The following is a 17,139-nucleotide window of genomic DNA, read 5'->3' as shown; positions in this document are numbered from 1 at the left end:
GGCTGGGTTTCGGTGGGGGAAAAACGATAGGGGGGCACCGTTTTCGGGTGGCCCGCTTCTTCTCCTGTGGAGCTATGGAGAATTGAACTCCAGACCTCCTGCATGCCATGCAGGCGCTCTACCAACTGAGCTATAGCCCCTCGTCCTACCTGCCGCTTCCTGGCCCGTTTCCGGTTCCCCTTGGCGACATCCCAAACATTACACGGTGATGGCCCTGGTCCAAAAATCGGTTTCCGCGGGTCCCGGGCCATGTCCGCTTCGTGGCAGTTCGTCACATATCCTGGCGAGCCGCACGTCCCTGCGTCACGCACGCGCGAACTGGTAGAACCGCTTCAGCGTGCAGTGCTCGTCGAGCAGCCGCCCGTAGATCGGCTCGCCCTCCAGCTCGCGGTACGTCTCGATCGGGTCGCCTTTTATGATCAGCGCCCGCGCGCATTCCTCGCACCAGTACTGGTAGTCGGGATTGACCGGCTCCATGTCCCGCACGATCGGCGTGCCGTTGTTGCACCAGTCGCACCGCCGCCGGTGTGCACCCATCCGTCAGCGACTCCCTCCCGCGTCGGGCCGTCGTGTCCCCCTCCGGCCGTCCGATTCTGCCATGCCGGTGCTCGCTCGGGCAGCTGTGGACAAAAGCAAAGATCCCGCCCCCTGTTGGGGACGGGATCTTGATTGTGGAGCTATGGAGAATTGAACTCCAGACCTCCTGCATGCCATGCAGGCGCTCTACCAACTGAGCTATAGCCCCGCTCTCCGCGACGCTCCCCCCGTTTCCGGTGTTCTGCGCTGCGAACAAGAAGAACTCTAGCCTGTGACCAGCCGGAAAGTGAAATCCGGGTGGGAGCCGCTCCGAGGTGGTCTCAGTCGTCGTCGCCGAGGACCGGTTCGGGCAGCGTGCCGGCGTTGTGTTCCATCAGCCGCCAGCCGCGCGCGCCCTCGCCCAGCACGGACCAGCAGCAGTTGGAGAGCCCGCCCAGGCCCTCCCAGTAGTACGACTCCAGGCCCAGCAGGCGCCCGATCGTCGTACGGATGGTGCCGCCGTGGCTGACCACAACGAGCGTGCCGCCGGGGGGCAGCCGGTCCGCGTGGTCCAGCACCACCGGCGCGGCCCGGTCGGCGACCTCGGTCTCCAGCTCGCCGCCACCGCGGCGGACCGCCTCGCCGCGCTTCCACGCCGCGTACTGGTCGCCGTACTTGTCCAGGATCTCGTCGTGCGTGAGGCCCTGCCATTCACCGGCGTACGTCTCGCGCAGCGCCTCGTCGTGCGTCACCGCCAGACCCGTGACGGCCGCCAGCTCGGCAGCCGTGGCGGCGGCGCGCATCAGGTCCGAGGCGATGATGGCGTCGGGCTTCAGCGAGGCGAGCAGCCGGGCGGCACGGCGCGCCTGCGCCACACCGGCCTCGGTCAGCTCGATGTCCGTGGAGCCCTGGAAGCGTCGCTCCAGGTTCCAGGAGGTCTGGCCGTGCCGCCACAGGACGATCTTGCGGCTGGTCCGGCCGTTGCCGCTGGTCGTACCGCCAGGGGTCGTACCGCCAGTGGTCGTGCCGCCAGGGGTCGTGCCTTCGTTGGTCGCGCTCAGAACAGATCACCGTCCAGATCGTCGTCGCCCTGCGCGGCGCGCAGCGCGGCGTACTCCTCGGCCTTGCCCTTGGTGAGCTTGGCGTCCTCGGGGAGGTCGATCTCGGGGCAGTCCTTCCACAGGCGCTCCAGCGCGTAGAAGACGCGCTCCTCGCTGTGCTGCACGTGGACGACGATGTCGATGTAGTCGAGCAGGATCCAGCGCGCGTCGCGGTCGCCTTCGCGGCGCACCGGCTTGGCGCCCAGCTCCTTCAGGAGCTTCTCCTCGATCTCGTCGACGATCGACTTGACCTGGCGGTCGTTGGGCGCCGAAGCGAGCAGGAAGGCGTCGGTGATCGACAGCACGTCGCTGACGTCGTACGCGATGATGTCGTGCGCGAGCCGGTCGGCCGCGGCCTGGGCGGCGGCGGTGATGAGCTCGATGGAGCGGTCCGTGGCGGTCACTGGCCATGCTTTCGGGTTGGCGGGCAGATCCTTACAAGGGTCTCATGTACCGCCGACGCCGCCCGCGCGCAGCGTGCCGCGCGGGCGGCGCCGTACCCGACGGGCGCCGCCGCCGTAGGCCGCAGTAGGCCTCGGAAGGGGTCAGGACGGTTTGTAATCCTTGCCCAGCGTCACCACGACGTCCGCGTTCACCGCGTTCTCGGCCTTCTTCACGGCCGTCTCGGGCAGCCCCAGCGTCTTGGCGACCTCGACCGCCTTGTCCCGCTGCGCGTCGTCCTGGTACGTGATCTGCGAGGCCGGAGCGGTCTTGTCGGCCTTGCCGCCGTCCACCAGCGTGTAGCCGCCGTTGAGCAGGGCCGCCTTCGCCGCCGTGTTCGTCTTGTCGTCGCCGGTCGCGTCCTTCAGGCCGACCCGCGGCAGGGCCCCGGGCTGGGCCTCCGTGACGGAGCCGCCGAGGACCTCCTTGACCACCTTCTTGTTGGCCTCGTCCGTGAGCCCGCCGTCCGCCTTCACCCCGAGCACGTCGGTGCGGTACGCGCCCACCTTGGCGTGCTCGCCGAGCTTGGACAGCAGCGCGCCCAGCGTCTGCGCGTTCAGCGCCGGGTCCAGGATCTGGCCGGTGGTCTCCACGGTCATCGCCGCCGACTTCGGATCGCCGGGCACCTTGCGCAGCAGGCCCAGCAGGACCTTGCCGAGCCGGTCCAGCTGCTTGGCCTCCGGCTCGCCCTGCGCCCGGTACGTGGCGTACGCGACGGCCATCGCACCGCTGAGGCTCTGCTTCGGGCCCTGGCCGACGGCGGGCACCTTCGCCGCGTCGTCCGCGGGGACGGCCACGTCGGTGTCGACCTCGATGCCGCCGACCAGCTCCACGAAGTTCTCCAGGAAGGGGGTGTCCAGCCGCCAGGTGCCGCCGATGCGGGTGCCGAAGACCGAGTCAAGGGATTCCCGTACGCCCAGGCCTCCGTCCTCGACGGCCTTGCCCAGCTGCGCGGTGGTGCCGTCGTCCTTGGTGACGTTCAGGGTGTTCGGCACCAGGACGGTGGCGCCCTGTTTGGTGGTCACGTTGTCGACGAGCAGCGCCGTGGAGGTGCCGCCCTTCTTGGTGTTGTGCAGGTGCACGACGATCATGTCGCGCTTCTGCGGACCCGTGGCGGACGCGCCGTTCGACGCCTTGCCGGGGCCCTCCAGGAACGGCAGCTTGCCCGCGTACCAGAGGTAGCCGAGGCCCGCGACGACGAAGAGGGCCAGGACGACGATCAGCGCCACCACCCGGTTGCGGCCCCGCCGGCGGGCCTCCTCGCGGCGCTCGGTCCGGCTCTCGGTGAAGGCGAGCCAGTCGATGACGTCCTCGGAGTCCTCGTCCGGCTGGTCGATGAAGGCGAACTGCTCGGTGCGGTACGAGGGGTCCTGGCCGGGCCCGCCCGGCCCGCCCGGCCCCTCCGCCCGGCGGGGCTCCGGGACCTGCGCCGCGGCGGGCCGGAACTCCGGCTCGGGCACGGGGGCCCGCAGGGGCGCCTGCGGCGGGGCCTCGGGGGCGGCCTGCTGCGGGATCCACTGCTGGGTGGCCTGGGTGTCGTACTGCGGGACGCCCTGGGTGTCGTACCCGTACTGCGGGGCCTGGGAGGCCGCCTGCTGCGGGTAGTGCGGCGGGGCCTGCTGCTGGGGCTGCGGGGAGTAGTACTGCTGGGGCTGCGGGGCCTGCTGCGCCTGCTGCTGGCCGTACCCCTGGTAGTCGTAGCCGTAGCCCTGCTCGTACTGCTGCTGCTCGTAGGGGGGCCCCGGGTCGGGTGCGGGCTGCGCGGGCACCTGGCCGTACACCGGCCGCCCGTACGCGTCGTAGCCGACGAGCTGCTGCTCCTGGCCGGCATACGGGTCGTACGGCTCGTGTCGGTCGTTCACCGCGGGGCCCCTCTCTCCGGAAGCTCAGGCTCCCCGGTACAGCTCACGCTTGTCGATGTAGCGGACCACGCCGTCGGGCACGAGGTACCAGACAGGATCCCCCTTGGCCACGCGGGCACGGCAGTCCGTGGACGAAATGGCCAGCGCCGGAACCTCCACGAGGGAGACGCCGCCCTCGGGCAGTCCGTCGTCGGTGAGCACGTGGCCCGGCCGGGTGACGCCGATGAAGTGCGCGAGGGCGAAGAGCTCCTCGGCGTTCCGCCAGGTCAGGATCTGCGCGAGGGCGTCGGCGCCGGTGATGAAGAAGAGGTCGGCGTCGTCGTTGAGGGCGCTCAGGTCCCTCAGGGTGTCGATCGTGTACGTCGGGCCGCCGCGGTCGATGTCGATGCGGCTCACCGAGAACTGCGGGTTCGAGGCGGTCGCGATGACCGTCATCAGATACCGGTCCTCGGCGGACGACACGGCCCGCTGCGACTTCTGCCACGGCTCGCCGGTCGGTACGAACATCACCTCGTCGAGGTGGAACAGCGCGGCCACCTCACTGGCGGCCACCAGGTGTCCGTGGTGGATCGGGTCGAATGTCCCGCCCATCACGCCGAGCCTGCGCTTGACCGGGCCGGTAGGCATTTCCTGCTCTCCCATGAGCGCAGAGCCTACTGGCCCGGTGGCGCGGCAGGGACCCGCCTACGGGCTCGTACTCGGCGTACCGGGCGTTCCGACTGCTCGGGGGTCTCGGGGCTTCAGCGGTCCCGGTTCAGGCGCGTGGTGACCCACAGCAGCAGGAGGAGGATGCCGAAGGCCGCGCCACCGGTCAGGTACGGGCTCAGGCTGTCGTGGTTGCCGCCGTGCTGCTCGGCTCCCTCGGAGGCGAGGACGACCAGGTTGTGGGCGGTGGAGGCGAGGCTCATCAGGCAGGTACCTATCGAGTCGGGGAGCGGGCGGAGACTTCGCTCACATCGTATGCGGGGGCCTGGGGCACGCTCACGTCGACTCAGGCGTTGGAGAGGATAGACGGGCGGGTGGCCGCACACACCAACGGGGAGGGCGCTATGACGGAGACCGGATTCGAGAAGGCACCGGCGCGGGACCGCAAGAGGTTCCCCGGTATTTCCTCACGGGCGTACGAGCATCCGGCGGACAGGTCCGCGCTCGTGGCCCTGCGCAAGCTGACCGGATTCGACACGGTCTTCAAGGCACTGAGCGGGCTGCTGCCGGAGCGCAGTCTGCGCCTGCTCTTCCTGTCGGACTCCGTACGGGTGGGCGAGACGCAGTTCCCGCACCTGCACGCGATGCTCCTGGACGCCTGTTACATCCTGGACCTGGAGAAGGTCCCGCAGATGTACGTGCAGCAGGACCCGAAGCCCAATGCCATGTGCATCGGGCTGGACGAGCCGATCATCGTGGTCACCACGGGCCTCGTCGAGCTGCTCGACGAGGAGGAGATGCGGGCGGTGGTGGGCCACGAGGTGGGCCACGCCCTGTCGGGGCACGCCGTGTACCGCACGATCCTGCTGTTCCTGACGACCCTGGCGCTCAAGATCGCGTGGATCCCGCTGGGCAACGTGGCGATCATGGGGCTCGTGACGGCGCTGCGCGAGTGGTTCCGCAAGTCGGAGCTGTCCGCGGACCGGGCGGGGCTGCTGGTGGGCCAGGACGTGCAGGCCTCGATGCGCGGGCTGATGAAGCTCGCGGGCGGCAACCACCTGCACGAGATGAACGTCGACGCGTTCCTCGCCCAGGCCGAGGAGTACGAGCAGGGCGGCGATCTGCGCGACTCCGTGCTGAAGATCCTCAACGTGCTGCCCCGGACGCACCCCTTCACCACGGTGCGCGCGGCCGAGCTGAAGAAGTGGTCGCAGAACCGGGACCACCAGCGGATCATGGACGGCCACTACCCGAAGCGCGAGGACGACAAGGACACCTCGGTGGCCGACTCCTTCCGGCAGTCCGCCGCGCACTACGCCGACACGGTCCGCACGAGCAAGGACCCGCTGCTGAAGCTGGTCGGCGACATCGCCGGCGGTACGGCGGACCTGGGCGGCAAGCTGCGGGACAAGTTCACCGGTGGTGCGGGCACGGGTACGGGCGGTGGCGGGAACACCGGCGGCGAGGACAAGGGCTCCGGCAAGGGCGGTACTACGGAGCAGGGCTGACGCCCTGCCCCGGGGCGGACGATGACGCCGGGGCCTGCGACTGCGGTGGCTCCGGCGTCTGCGGCGGTTCCGCGGCGGCCGTCGGTGCGAGCACCCCGCACAGCCCGGCCGTGCGGCGCGGACTGCCGCTGGCGTACGGGTCGGTCGCGGCCGGGCCGGTCGTGGTCGGCCCGGCGCCCGCCGTCAGCGGGCGGAAACCTCCGGCCGGGTCGGCGGAACAGGCCTGCGGGCCCGCCATCACGTAGGCCGAGACGAGCTCCGCCCGCCGGGCCGTGAGGTCGTCGCGGTCGAAGCGCAGCCGCAGCTCCCGGCGGACGGTGAAGAGCGAGGCCCCGTCCGCGGCGGCCGGCAGGCCGGTGGCCGGCCGCACGGCGTAGACGAAGGTGTGGTCGGTGGTCACTTCCAGTCCGTTCGGGGCCACCTCCGCCGCGGCGAGGACCCCGCTGACCCGGACCCGGGTGTCGGCCACCACGGCGGTCGCCGGGTCGAAGCGGACGAGCCAGCCGGTGATCGCGTGCCGCCCGTTGCCGGCGGGGGCGAGCATGCTCTGGTCGAACTGGGTCAGCTGGTCGGGGTCGAGCAGGACGCGCACCGGCCGCGAGGCCTCGCCCGACAGCACGTCGGGGTCCAGGGAGGACTGCACCAGGTAGTCCTTGGCGATGGTCAGCGCCGTCTGGACCTGCTCCTCGGTGAAGTGGCGGGTACGGCGCACGCCGGGGAAGGTGATCCCGGCCGCCCCGATGCGGTACTGGGCCGCCGGACTGTGCGCGTACAGGTCGGCGGGCTTGCCGCCCGGTACGGGCTCGGTGGGCGCGAGCGGGACGACGGTGCTGCTCATCGCCTGGGCCGGGTCCCCGGCGGGCGGCACGTAGGGGTTGCGCAGCCCCATGTAGACGGCGCCGGCGAGCGCCAGGGCAATGCACAGCACGATGATCCGGCCCTGCCGGGCCGCCCCGCCGCCCGAGCCGCCCCGGGATCCCGGATGGCCCGCGCCGGTCGACCAGATCGAGCGGCTCCGTACGGCGCGGGCGTGCTCGCCCATGCGCTCCTGTGCCGAGAACTCCTGGAGCCGGGCAGCCCGGACGAAGTCCTCGTCGAACACCACGGACCGGTACTCGTCGGACCGGAACTCGTCGTCGGCCCCGCCGGCACCCTCGGGGGTGCCGTTCGGCGGATCTCCTGGCATGGCCATCGCTTCTCCCCGCTGTCCCCGCTCCAGAGAAGCCCCCGGCTCCGGCGATGGGAGCGGGGTCGTACCTTCAGGGTTGGCGGCTGACGCGGTCCATAAACGCTCCGGCACCGGTGACTTCGCCCATCGGGGTGCTGGCGGGGGCCGGAGCCGGTTCCGCGTCGCTCGCCGCGCTGCGGTACACGGCGCTGAAGGCCAGCGCGATCATGCCGAGGCCCATCACGAAGGCGAGCACCCAGGCGACCGGGCGCAGCCACGGCGAGCGGCCGCGGTAGGGGCGCAGGCTGCCGCCGTAGGCCCCGTACGGGCCTTCCGCGGTGCCGGCTCCGTGGCCGTGGTCCCAGCCCGAGTCCTCGGAGTGGTAGCCGTCGCCGCCGTAGGCGTACGCGTCGTAGTCCTCGTCGCCCGTCCAGCCTCCGGCGAAGGCGGCGCGGGCGGCCTCGGCCGCCTCGGCGCGCGCCCGGTCGCCGGCCCGCTGGCGCTCCGCGGCGCTCGGTTCACGGATTTCGGCATTCCGGACGAAGTCCTCGTCGAACACCACGGAGGCGAAGTCCTTGTCCGCGCCTCCGCGGTCGTCTGCATGTTCTTCGGGGGTCCCGTCCTCCGGGAACGGCTTGCCCCCCACGTCGTCCGGCACGAGACCAGCGTAGACCTGAGGGACACCTTTGGGCAGGGTGTCGGCCGAAATCCGGCCACACCGTGTTCAGGGGCCGACTACCGTACGTGACCGTCGCCGGTGACGATGTACTTGGTCGAGGTGAGCTCGGGAAGCCCCATCGGGCCCCGGGCGTGCAGCTTCTGCGTGGAGATGCCGATCTCCGCGCCGAAGCCGAACTGACCACCGTCCGTGAACCGGGTGGAGGCATTCACGGCGACCGTGGTCGAGTCGACCAGCTGGGTGAAGAGGCGCGCGGCGGCCTGCGAGGTGGTGACGATCGCCTCGGTGTGCCCGGAGGTCCAGCGGCGGATGTGGGCGACGGCCTCGTCGAGGGAGTCCACGACACCGGCGGCGATGTCGTACGACAGGTACTCGGCGGCCCAGTCCTCGTCGGTGGCCGGGAGGGCGGTGACCTTCGAGTCCTCCGCGTACGCGAGCACCCGCGCGTCACCGTGGACGGTCACGCCGGCGTCGGCGAGGGCGTCCAGGGCCAGGGGCAGGAAGGCGTCGGCGATGTCCCGGTGGACGAGCAGGGTCTCCGCGGAGTTGCAGACGGAGGGGCGCTGGGCCTTGGAGTTGACGAGGATGTCCACGGCCATGGCCAGGTCGGCCTGGGCGTCCACGTAGACGTGGCAGTTGCCGGTACCGGTCTCGATGACCGGGACGATGGATTCCTCGACGACGGTCTTGATGAGCGAGGCGCCGCCGCGCGGGATGAGGACGTCGACGAGGCCGCGGGCGCGCATCAGCTCGCGGACGGAGTCGCGGGACTCGCCCGGTACGAGCTGGATCGCGTCGGCGGGGAGCCCGGCGGACACGACGGCGTCGCGCAGGATGGCGACGAGGGCGGTGTTGGAGGCGTAGGCCGAGGAGGAGCCGCGCAGGAGGACGGCGTTGCCGGACTTCAGGCAGAGGGCGGCGGCATCGACGGTGACGTTGGGGCGGGCCTCGTAGATGATGCCGACGACGCCGAGCGGGACGCGGATCTGGCGGAGGTCGATCCCGTTGGGGAGCGTGGAACCGCGGACGACCTCGCCGACCGGGTCGGGCAGGGCCGCGACGTCGCGGACGTCGGAGGCGATGGCCGCGATGCGGTCGGGGGTGAGGGTGAGACGGTCGATGACGGTCTCACTGGTCCCGGCGGCGGCCGCCTTCGCCGTGTCGACGGCGTTGGCCTCGACGATCTCGGCCGTACGGGCCTCCAGCGCGTCCGCGATGGCCAGCAGGGCCTTGTCCTTGGCGGACCGCGGGAGCGGGGCGATGGCCGCGGCGGCGGTGCGGGCCGCTTGCGCGGTGGCGATCACGGGCGAGGTCGTGGCATCGAGCGAGGTCATGCCGCCAGGGTAATCCCCGCCCAGCCCTGGCCCGATGGGGTTCCACCCCCCGAGACACCTTTTTGACGCGGCCCCCGCGCGGTGCGGCCCTGGCGGGGCTTACCGGCTTCGCGCCGCGGCGCCGGACTCCGTCCGGCGGTGGCCGGTCGGGGCTGCCGCCGCCGCCGTCCCGGCGTGGGCCCGGTGGGCGGGTGCGGGTGGGCTGCCCTGCGGGGCCGGGTCCCCTACCCGCCCTTCCACCGTTCCCCGGGCTCCGCCCGGACCCGCGCCTCAAACGCCGGCGGGGCTGGATATGGCCTGCCCCGGGCCGCATGTGCGCGGAGCGCCGAGTCGTGCGCGTGCCGCGTCTAATAGGGGTGCACGCCCATGGGGTGGGCCGGGGGTGGGCCGTAGCCCTCGGCCACGCGTTGGTGGTACGTGGCTCGGTCGATGACTTCGAGGCCGACGATCTCCCAGGGCGGGAGCTTCGCAGAGGAGCGGTGTTCACCCCAGAGCCGCAGGGCCACGGCCGCCGCGTCGTGGAGGTCGCGGGCTTCCTCCCAGTAGCGGATCTCCGCGTGGTCGTCGGCGTAGCGGCTGGTCAGCAGGAAGGGGTGGTCGTAGGCGAGCTGCTCCAGCCCGCGGCGTACGTCGCACAGCGGCGCGGGCTTCCCGGAGACGCTGAGGGTGATGTGCCACAGGCGGGAGGAGTCCTGTCCCTCCCCGGCCCCGCCGATGTCACCGTCCCCGGTGCCGACGCTGGTCAGCGCTCGTCTCACCAGCCGCCTCCTTGTCTGCGCTACGCGTGTCCGCCCCTCACAGTTGACCAGTCCTCGGCTCACCGCGCGGCGGTTTTACCGAACCTCAGCCCTGCAGCAGGACCAGATCGTCGCGGTGGACGACCTCCCGCTCGTACTCGGGTCCGAGTTCCCGCGCGAGCTCGCGCGTGGAGCGGCCGAGGAGCTGCGGGAGCTCCTTGGCGTCGAAGTTGACGAGGCCGCGCGCCACCGCCCGGCCGTCGGCCGCGCGCAGTTCCACGGGGTCCCCGGCGACGAAGTCGCCTTCGACCGCGGCGATGCCTGCGGGCAGCAGCGAGCTGCCGCGTTCGGTCACCGCGCGGACGGCTCCGTCGTCCAGGACGAGGTGTCCCTGCGGGGTGGAAGCGTGCTGGAGCCAGAGCAGCCGGTCGGTCGAGCGGCGTCCGGTGGAGTGGAAGAGGGTGCCGGTCGCCCGCCCGGCCAGTGCGTCCGCGGCCTGGCTGGACGAGGTGAGGACGACGGGGATGCCGGCTGCCGCGGCGATGCGCGCCGCTTCGACCTTGGTGGCCATGCCGCCGGTGCCGACGCCGGCCTTGCCGACGCTGCCGATGGTGACGTGGGCGATGTCCTCGGGGCCGCGCACCTCGTCGATGCGGCTGGTGCCGGGCTGGGACGGGTCCCCGTCGTAGAGGCCGTCGACGTCCGAGAGCAGGACGAGGAGGTCGGCGCGGACCAGGTGGGCCACGAGTGCGGCGAGGCGGTCGTTGTCGCCGAAGCGGATCTCGTCGGTGGCGACGGTGTCGTTCTCGTTGACGACGGGCAGCGCCCCCATGGCCAGGAGCTGGTCCAGGGTCCGGTAGGCGTTGCGGTAGTGCGCGCGCCGGCTCGTGTCGTCGGTGGTGAGCAGCACCTGGCCGACGCGGATGCCGTACCGGGCGAAGGAGGCCGTGTAGCGGGCGACGAGCAGGCCCTGGCCGACGCTGGCGGCGGCCTGCTGGCGGGCCAGGTCGGTGGGGCGGCGGCGCAGGCCGAGGGGGGAGAGTCCGGCGGCGATGGCTCCGCTGGAGACCAGGACGATCTCCTTCTCGCCGCCGCTGCGCGCCTTGGCCAGTACGTCGACCAGTGCGTCCACCCGGTCGGCGTCGAGTCCGCCGGCCGCCGTGGTCAGGGAGGAGGAGCCGACCTTGACCACGATCCTGCGCGCGTCGAGCACACCCTGCCTAGCCGCTGACACTTCTGTCCCCTGACCCTTGACCCTCGCCGAACAGGAACCTCTGGAACCTGCCGAACCTGCGAACCTGTCGAACCCGCCCGTTCAATCTACGGGGTGTGCGGGCGGGGACGCCCAGGGGTTTCAGACCGTGGACGCCCTGTGGGTCTGCTCCGGTTCCCCGGCCGCGCCGGAGGTCCCCGGAATGAGGATCTTGCGGGAGAGGACGAAGGTGAAGGGGATGGCCACGACGGCCGCGACCAGCGGGGCGATCTTGGTGTTCATGCCCGCCCAGCTCACCAGGGCGTACAGGCCTGCGGACTGGATCACGTAGTTCGTGATGTTGGTCAGCGGGAAGAGCAGGAACTTCTTCCAGGTCGGCCGGGTCCGGTAGGTGAAGTAGGTGTTCATGAAGAACGAGCCGACCATCGCCAGTACGAAGGCGAGGGAGTAGGCGGCGAAGTACGGCATCCACGGGTGCAGGACCAGGTAGAGGACGTAGAAGGTTCCGGTGTTGACCCCGCCCACGAGGCCGAACCGGATGATCTGCCCCAGCTTGGCCTTCCGGTCCGCGGCCCGGTCCGCGACCGGGTCCGTGGCCGCCTGTCCGTCCGGCTGTCCATCCGCCCGTCCGTCCGGCCGGCCGTTCTTCGTGCGTGACATCAGTTGCTTCGCTCCGCGATAACGGCCTGGGCCTCGGGCAGCAGCGCGTCCCGGACGTCGGTGGACGCGCCCGTCCGGTCGGCGCCGTGCGCCTCCTTCACCAGGAAGTGCGGCCGGCGCTTGGTTTCGTAGTAGATGCGGCCGATGTACTCGCCGATCAGTCCCAGCATGATCATCTGGACGCCGCCCAGACCCGCGATGAGCGCGACGATCGTGACGTAGCCCGGGGAGTCCACCCCGTTGGTCATCGCCATGACGGCGATCCACAGTGCGTAGAGGACCGTCAGGGCCACCAGCGACACGCCCGACCAGATGCCGATGCGCAGCGGCCGGTTGTTGAAGGAGATGAGCCCGTCCATGCCGTAGTTCAGCAGGGCGCCGAACTTCCACTTCGTCTCGCCGGCCTCGCGCTGCGCGTTGCGGTAGTCGAAGTGGACCGTGTCGAAGCCGATCCAGGAGAACAGGCCCTTGGAGAAGCGGTTGTACTCGGGCAGCGACAGCAGCGCGTCCACGGCCGGCCGCGACAGCAGCCGGAAGTCGCCGACGCCGTCGGTGAGCTCCACGTCGACCCAGCGGTTGATGCCCCGGTAGTAGAGGCGGCTCAGCACCGTGCGGAGCTTCTTGTCCCCTTCGCGGGTGCGGCGGGCGATGATCTGGTCGTGGCCCTGCCGGTAGTACTCGAGCATGGTGGCGATGAGCTCGGGCGGGTGCTGGAGGTCGGCGTCCATGATGACCACGGCGTCGCCGGTCGCCTCGCGCAGGCCGGCGAGCATGCCGGCCTCCTTGCCGAAGTTGCGGCTGAAGGAGACGTAGCGGGTGCGGTCGGCGTGCTGGGCCGCGATCTTGCGGAGCTTGCCGAGGGTCCCGTCGCGGCTGCCGTCGTCGACGTAGCAGACCTCGTACTCGACGGGCAGCGCGTCCAGGACCTTGCGGATCTCCGTGTCGAAGCTGTCGATGACGGCTTCCTCGTTGTAGCAAGGGACTACTACAGACAGCTTCATGAACACTTCCTGCGGTCCGAACGGGTGATTTACGGCGACCGGACCTGCCACTCACCTCTTCCTTAGAAGTATGCACGGCGGTGGTTGCCCTGCCGGGTGTCAGTGCGGCACACGGTAGCTTTGACGGGATAAGCGGAATGAATCAGAGGGATCGAGGTGCACGTGCCTGACGTCTCCGTGGTCGTCATCGTCTACAACGACGCAGAGCGTCTCCCGGCAGCCGTCCAGTCGGTTTTGGACCAGACCCTGCACGGGGTCGAAGTCGTGATCGTGGACGACTGCAGCAAGGACGGGTCCTACGCGGTCGCCCAGGAGCTCGAAACCGCGCATCCGGGAAGGGTGCGCGCCTTCCGGCTGCCGGAGAACAGCGGCGGCTGCGGTGCCCCGCGCAATCACGGCATCCAGCAGGCCACCGGTACCTACGTCATGTTCCTGGACAGCGACGACGTGCTGGAACGCAATGCCTGCCGCAACATGCTGGACGCCGCCGAGCGGACCGGCTCCGACCTGGTCTCGGGCATGTGCGTCCGGGTCCACCTCGACAGCCGTTGGGGCAAGACCACCGAGTGGTACCCGTGGATCTACGCGCGCACCCGCACGCTGGAGTCGATCACCGAGTACCCGGACCTGCTGGTCTACGACACCCTCTCCACGAACAAGTGCTACCGGCGCGCGTTCCTGCTGGAGCAGGGCCTGGAGTTCCCGGTCGGCATCCACTACGAGGACCTGCTCTTCTCCGCGCAGGCCTACGTCGCCGCCCGCCGCATCACGCTCATCCCGAACCACGTCTACTACTGGAACGTGATCGAGAAGGCTTCGGCGAAGTCGATCAGCAACCGGCGTCACGAGATCGAGAACTTCGTCCACCGGATGGAGATCCACCGCCGCGTCGACGAGCTGCTCGCCGCCAAGGGCCACGCGGAGATCAAGTCCGCGAAGGACGCCAAGTTCCTCAAGCACGACCTGGTGCTCCACCTGCGGGACCTGCCCCTGCTCGGTGACGCCTACCGCCAGGAGTTCGCCCGGCTGGCCAACGGCTATCTGGCGGGCATCGACCCGGCCGCGTACGACAACGTCAGCAACCTCCAGGCCATCTGCGCCTACCTGCTCGGCAAGGAGGACTGGGACAACCTCCTGCCCGCCGCCGACGCGATGACCAACCAGGGGCGGCTGACCTCCCCGCTCGCCGAGCGCGACGGGCGCGTCTACTGGTGCGAGCGGCACATCGACGGCCCCGACGCCGACGAGGCCCGGCGGATACTGGACGTCACCGACCAGGGCTACGCCGGTGCGCCGCTCACCTCCCTCACCCTGGGCAACCGCCTCACCGCGTACGAGGACGACGGCCGCGGCACGGTCACCCTGTCGGGTGCCGTGGTGAACCCGCTGGGCCGGATCCGCCCCGAAGCGGAGCTGAAGGCCTCGCTGGAGTTCCGGGCCCGCCGGCAGATCGGCGTCCGCTCCTTCAGCTTCCCGGTGGCAACCGTGCGCCACGCCGGTGACACGATCGAGTGGAAGGCCACGGCCGACGTCGGCAGCACGGTCCGCCCGCTCGGCATCATCGACGCGGTCTGGGACGTCCGCCTGAAGTTGACGGCCGGCAAGGACCGGCTCACCACCCGCGTCTCCGTCGGCGGTGTCGACCTGGAGAACGCCGCCCGGCTGCGCGTGCGCCCGAGGCTGACCCGGCTGGTCTCCGACCGCTTCGAGGCGGAGATGACCAAGAAGGGCAACCTCTCCTACGTCCTGACCGCCGAGGGCGCCGCCGCCGTGCGCACCCAGACGCTGATCAACAGCGCGATGCACGGCAAGGCCGCGGGCGTGGTCAAGCGGGGCCTGCGCAGGGCCCTGCGGGCCCGCCGCAACATCGGCTCGGGCGAGCAGAAGGTGAAGGTCTACCACGAGGTCTTCTCGAAGCTGCCGATCAAGAAGGGCACGGTCGTCTTCGAGAGCCACATGGGCAAGCAGTACAGCGACAGCCCGAAGGCGATCTACGAGGAACTGGTGCGCTCCGGCGTGCAGTTCGAGGCGATCTGGTCGTACGCGGGCGGCAGGCCCACCGGCTTCCCCAAGGAGGCCACCCTGGTGCGGCGTTGGAGCTGGGCCTACCTGCGGGCGCTGGCCCAGGCCGAGTTCTGGATCGACAACCAGGGCTTCCCGCTGGCGCTGGCCAAGCGCCCGGGCACCACGTACATCCAGACCTGGCACGGCTCGGCCCTGAAGCGGATGGGCTTCCACGAGCCCCGCACCAAGGCGCAGGACCGTGCGGGCCAGGCCCGGTTCCAGGCGGCGGTCGACCGCTTCGACCACTTCCTGATCCGTTCCGAGCACGATGCCCGCACCCTCGCCAAGGGCTTCCGGCTGCGTGACGAGGTGCTGCTGCGCACCGGCTACCCGCGCAACGACGCCCTGGTCGCGGCCCACCGCTCCGAGGCGAACAGCGGAGAGCGGGTCCGCGGCCCCCTGGCGGGCGAGTTCGGGATCGACCCGGAGAAGAAGGTGCTGCTGTACGCGCCGACCTTCCGGGCGAACGCGGACGGCGCGGTCGAGGGCTTCGAGTTCCCCTTCGACGTGGAGGAGTTCGCCGACCGGCTCGGCGACCGCTTCACCCTGCTGGTGCGCACGCACTACCTCAACAGCGTCACGCTGCCGCCGTCGGTGGCGGGCCGGGTCATCGACGTGTCCCGGCACCACGACATCACTCCGCTGCTGGCGCTCGCCGACGGGCTGATCACCGACTACTCGTCCGTGATGTTCGACTACGCAGTCCTGGACCGGCCGATGCTGTTCTTCGCGTACGACTACGAGAAGTACGCGACCGACATCCGCGGCACGTACTTCGACCTCAAGGAGAAGGCCCCGGGCCCGGTGGTCGCCACCGCGGACGAACTGCTCCAGGCCCTCGGCGCCTTCGACGAGGCGGATGCCAAGTACGCCGAGGCGCGCCAGCGTTTCCTCGCCGAGTTCGGCGAGTACGACCGCGGCGACGCGGCCCGCCGGATCGTCGAGAAGTTCTTCACCAGGAGCGGCAAGTGAGCCAGCAGACTTCCACCGCCCCGCACACCCCGGAAGCCCCGGAGGGGCCAGCCGGCGGCCGTGACGTCTTCCTCGTCTCCAACAGCGTGGACGAGCTCGGCGGCGTGACCACCTGGTCGCACCAGATGGCCCGGCTGTTCAGCGAGCGCGGACACCGGGTGCACGTCGTCGGCATCGCCCCCGTCGCCGAGGAGATCCGCCAGCAGCTCCCGGCGAACCTGCCCTACGCGGTGACCACGCTGTACGAGTCCCACCCGCCGGCGGCCCGCCGGCTGCACGGCATCAAGGGCCGGCTGAACGCACCCGAACGGCGCCGCCAGGCGGCCCGCCGGGCCAAGATGCGGGCCAAGGCGGACCAGCTGGGCGAGCTGCTGCGCGCGGCCCGTCCCGGCGCCGTGGTGATCGTCACCCAGGTCTGGGCGATGGAGTGGCTGGCCCTCGCCGACACCAAGGGCTGCACGGTCATCGGCATGAGCCACGAGTCCTTCGAGGCCAGCAACAAGTCCACCCGGGGCCAGCGGGTCCGCCGGTTCTACCGGGACGTCGACCGCATGCTCGTGCTGACCCCCGAGGACGCCGACCTCTGGATCCGCTCGGGCATGGAGAACGTGTCCAGCATGCCGAACCCGCTGCCGTTCATGCCCGACTCCCCCGCCCCGCGCACCGGGAAGGTCGTGGCGAGCGTCGGCCGCCTCGCCTTCGAGAAGGGCGTCGACCTGCTGCTCGACGCGTGGGCCGACGCCTCCCCGCACCACCCCGACTGGGTCCTGCGGATCTACGGGGCGGGCATGGAGGAGCCGACCCTGCGCGCGCACGCCGCCGGGCTCGGCCTGGAGGGCTCCGTGGAGTGGATGGGCAGCACCGGCGATGTGCTGGGCGCCCTGAACGGTGCCTCCGTCTTCGCCCAGGCCTCGCGCGCCGAGGGGTTCCCCATCACCCTGCTGGAGGCGATGGCCGCGGGCGTGCCGGTGGCCGCCTTCGACTGCGCGCCGGGCGTGCGGGAGATCGTGACGCACGGCGAGGACGGGCTGCTGGCCCGGCTCGGCAACACGATGGAGCTGGCGGGACACCTCGACCGGCTGATGGCCGACCGCGAACTGCGCGACCGGCTCGGCGACACCGCCTTCCGCAACGTGCAGCGGTACTCCAGCGCCGAGATCACCGACCGGTGGGAGGAGCTGTTCTCCTTCCTGGAGCGCTGAGCCCGACGCTCCACGTACGTACGTACGCACGTACGCA

The 17,139-nt window shown here is 70.8% G+C and carries 16 protein-coding genes and 2 tRNA genes; 3 read left to right on the top strand and 15 right to left on the bottom strand.

Going from position 1 to position 17,139, the window contains the following annotated elements; all coding sequences use genetic code 11:
- Positions 1 to 67: 67 nt before the first annotated feature.
- The 8 genes from ACFWNV_RS28080 to ACFWNV_RS28045 all read right to left on the bottom strand — a co-directional run bounded on the left by ACFWNV_RS28080 (position 68) and on the right by ACFWNV_RS28045 (position 4,827).
- Positions 68 to 140: transfer RNA gene (locus ACFWNV_RS28080), tRNA-Ala, on the bottom strand.
- Between the two features lie 163 nt (positions 141 to 303).
- Positions 304 to 537, bottom strand: a complete 234-nt coding sequence (locus ACFWNV_RS28075; protein ID WP_007264019.1) for a hypothetical protein — start codon at positions 535 to 537, stop codon at positions 304 to 306.
- Between the two features lie 135 nt (positions 538 to 672).
- Positions 673 to 745: transfer RNA gene (locus ACFWNV_RS28070), tRNA-Ala, on the bottom strand.
- Between the two features lie 112 nt (positions 746 to 857).
- Entirely contained in the window at positions 858 to 1,478 is a 621-nt protein-coding gene (locus tag ACFWNV_RS28065; protein ID WP_383952401.1) for a histidine phosphatase family protein, read from the bottom strand.
- A 95-nt stretch (positions 1,479 to 1,573) separates the two neighbouring features.
- Positions 1,574 to 2,020, bottom strand: coding sequence for a ribosome silencing factor (gene rsfS / locus ACFWNV_RS28060; RefSeq protein ID WP_383952379.1), 447 nt, complete (start codon positions 2,018 to 2,020; stop codon positions 1,574 to 1,576).
- A 141-nt stretch (positions 2,021 to 2,161) separates the two neighbouring features.
- Positions 2,162 to 3,919, bottom strand: a complete 1,758-nt coding sequence (locus ACFWNV_RS28055) for an LCP family protein (protein ID WP_383952377.1) — start codon at positions 3,917 to 3,919, stop codon at positions 2,162 to 2,164.
- 24 nt (positions 3,920 to 3,943) lie between these two features.
- On the bottom strand, positions 3,944 to 4,561 hold the full coding sequence (nadD, locus tag ACFWNV_RS28050) for a nicotinate-nucleotide adenylyltransferase (protein ID WP_243334788.1): 618 nt from the start codon (positions 4,559 to 4,561) through the stop codon (positions 3,944 to 3,946).
- Positions 4,562 to 4,659: 98 nt separating this feature from the next.
- Positions 4,660 to 4,827 carry a hypothetical protein gene (locus ACFWNV_RS28045; RefSeq protein ID WP_383952374.1) on the bottom strand — a complete coding sequence of 56 codons (168 nt, stop codon included), beginning with the start codon at positions 4,825 to 4,827 and terminating at the stop codon, positions 4,660 to 4,662.
- 141 nt (positions 4,828 to 4,968) lie between these two features.
- Here ACFWNV_RS28045 and ACFWNV_RS28040 point away from each other — a divergent pair, with 141 nt between their 5' ends.
- On the top strand, positions 4,969 to 6,072 hold the full coding sequence (locus tag ACFWNV_RS28040) for a M48 family metallopeptidase (RefSeq protein WP_383952372.1): 1,104 nt from the start codon (positions 4,969 to 4,971) through the stop codon (positions 6,070 to 6,072).
- On the opposite strand, the gene ACFWNV_RS28035 is transcribed toward ACFWNV_RS28040, so the two are convergent.
- From ACFWNV_RS28035 to ACFWNV_RS28005, 7 genes are all read right to left on the bottom strand, one after another.
- A complete protein-coding gene (locus tag ACFWNV_RS28035) occupies positions 6,056 to 7,264 on the bottom strand; it encodes a hypothetical protein (RefSeq protein ID WP_383952370.1) in 1,209 nt (402 codons plus the stop codon). The genes ACFWNV_RS28040 and ACFWNV_RS28035 overlap by 17 nt on opposite strands.
- A gap of 67 nt (positions 7,265 to 7,331) precedes the next feature.
- Positions 7,332 to 7,898 (bottom strand): hypothetical protein, encoded by a 567-nt coding sequence (locus ACFWNV_RS28030; protein WP_383952368.1) that lies wholly within the window; start codon positions 7,896 to 7,898, stop codon positions 7,332 to 7,334.
- 77 nt (positions 7,899 to 7,975) lie between these two features.
- On the bottom strand, positions 7,976 to 9,253 hold the full coding sequence (locus tag ACFWNV_RS28025; RefSeq protein WP_383952366.1) for a glutamate-5-semialdehyde dehydrogenase: 1,278 nt from the start codon (positions 9,251 to 9,253) through the stop codon (positions 7,976 to 7,978).
- Positions 9,254 to 9,600: 347 nt separating this feature from the next.
- Positions 9,601 to 10,062 (bottom strand): hypothetical protein, encoded by a 462-nt coding sequence (locus ACFWNV_RS28020; protein WP_383952399.1) that lies wholly within the window; start codon positions 10,060 to 10,062, stop codon positions 9,601 to 9,603.
- Positions 10,063 to 10,096: 34 nt separating this feature from the next.
- On the bottom strand, positions 10,097 to 11,224 hold the full coding sequence (gene proB / locus ACFWNV_RS28015) for a glutamate 5-kinase (protein WP_383952364.1): 1,128 nt from the start codon (positions 11,222 to 11,224) through the stop codon (positions 10,097 to 10,099).
- A gap of 120 nt (positions 11,225 to 11,344) precedes the next feature.
- A complete protein-coding gene (locus ACFWNV_RS28010) occupies positions 11,345 to 11,863 on the bottom strand; it encodes a GtrA family protein (RefSeq protein ID WP_383952362.1) in 519 nt (172 codons plus the stop codon).
- Entirely contained in the window at positions 11,863 to 12,864 is a 1,002-nt protein-coding gene (locus tag ACFWNV_RS28005) for a glycosyltransferase family 2 protein (protein ID WP_383952360.1), read from the bottom strand. The genes ACFWNV_RS28010 and ACFWNV_RS28005 overlap by 1 nt, the downstream gene beginning before the upstream one ends.
- Before the next feature lie 156 nt (positions 12,865 to 13,020).
- On the opposite strand from ACFWNV_RS28005, the gene ACFWNV_RS28000 reads away from it, so the two are divergent.
- Both ACFWNV_RS28000 and ACFWNV_RS27995 read left to right on the top strand, forming a co-directional pair.
- On the top strand, positions 13,021 to 15,900 hold the full coding sequence (locus ACFWNV_RS28000) for a CDP-glycerol glycerophosphotransferase family protein (RefSeq protein ID WP_383952358.1): 2,880 nt from the start codon (positions 13,021 to 13,023) through the stop codon (positions 15,898 to 15,900).
- The gene (locus ACFWNV_RS27995; RefSeq protein ID WP_383952357.1) at positions 15,897 to 17,102 is read left to right on the top strand and encodes a glycosyltransferase; all 1,206 of its coding nucleotides are present in this window, start codon (positions 15,897 to 15,899) and stop codon (positions 17,100 to 17,102) included. The genes ACFWNV_RS28000 and ACFWNV_RS27995 overlap by 4 nt, the downstream gene beginning before the upstream one ends.
- Positions 17,103 to 17,139 lie beyond the last annotated feature (37 nt).

The sequence above is a fragment of the Streptomyces sp. NPDC058401 genome (assembly GCF_042722885.1).
Taxonomy (GTDB): Bacteria; Actinomycetota; Actinomycetes; order Streptomycetales; family Streptomycetaceae; genus Streptomyces.
Note: the sequence above shows the minus strand (reverse complement) of the source record. Positions and strands in the feature narration are given on the sequence as shown.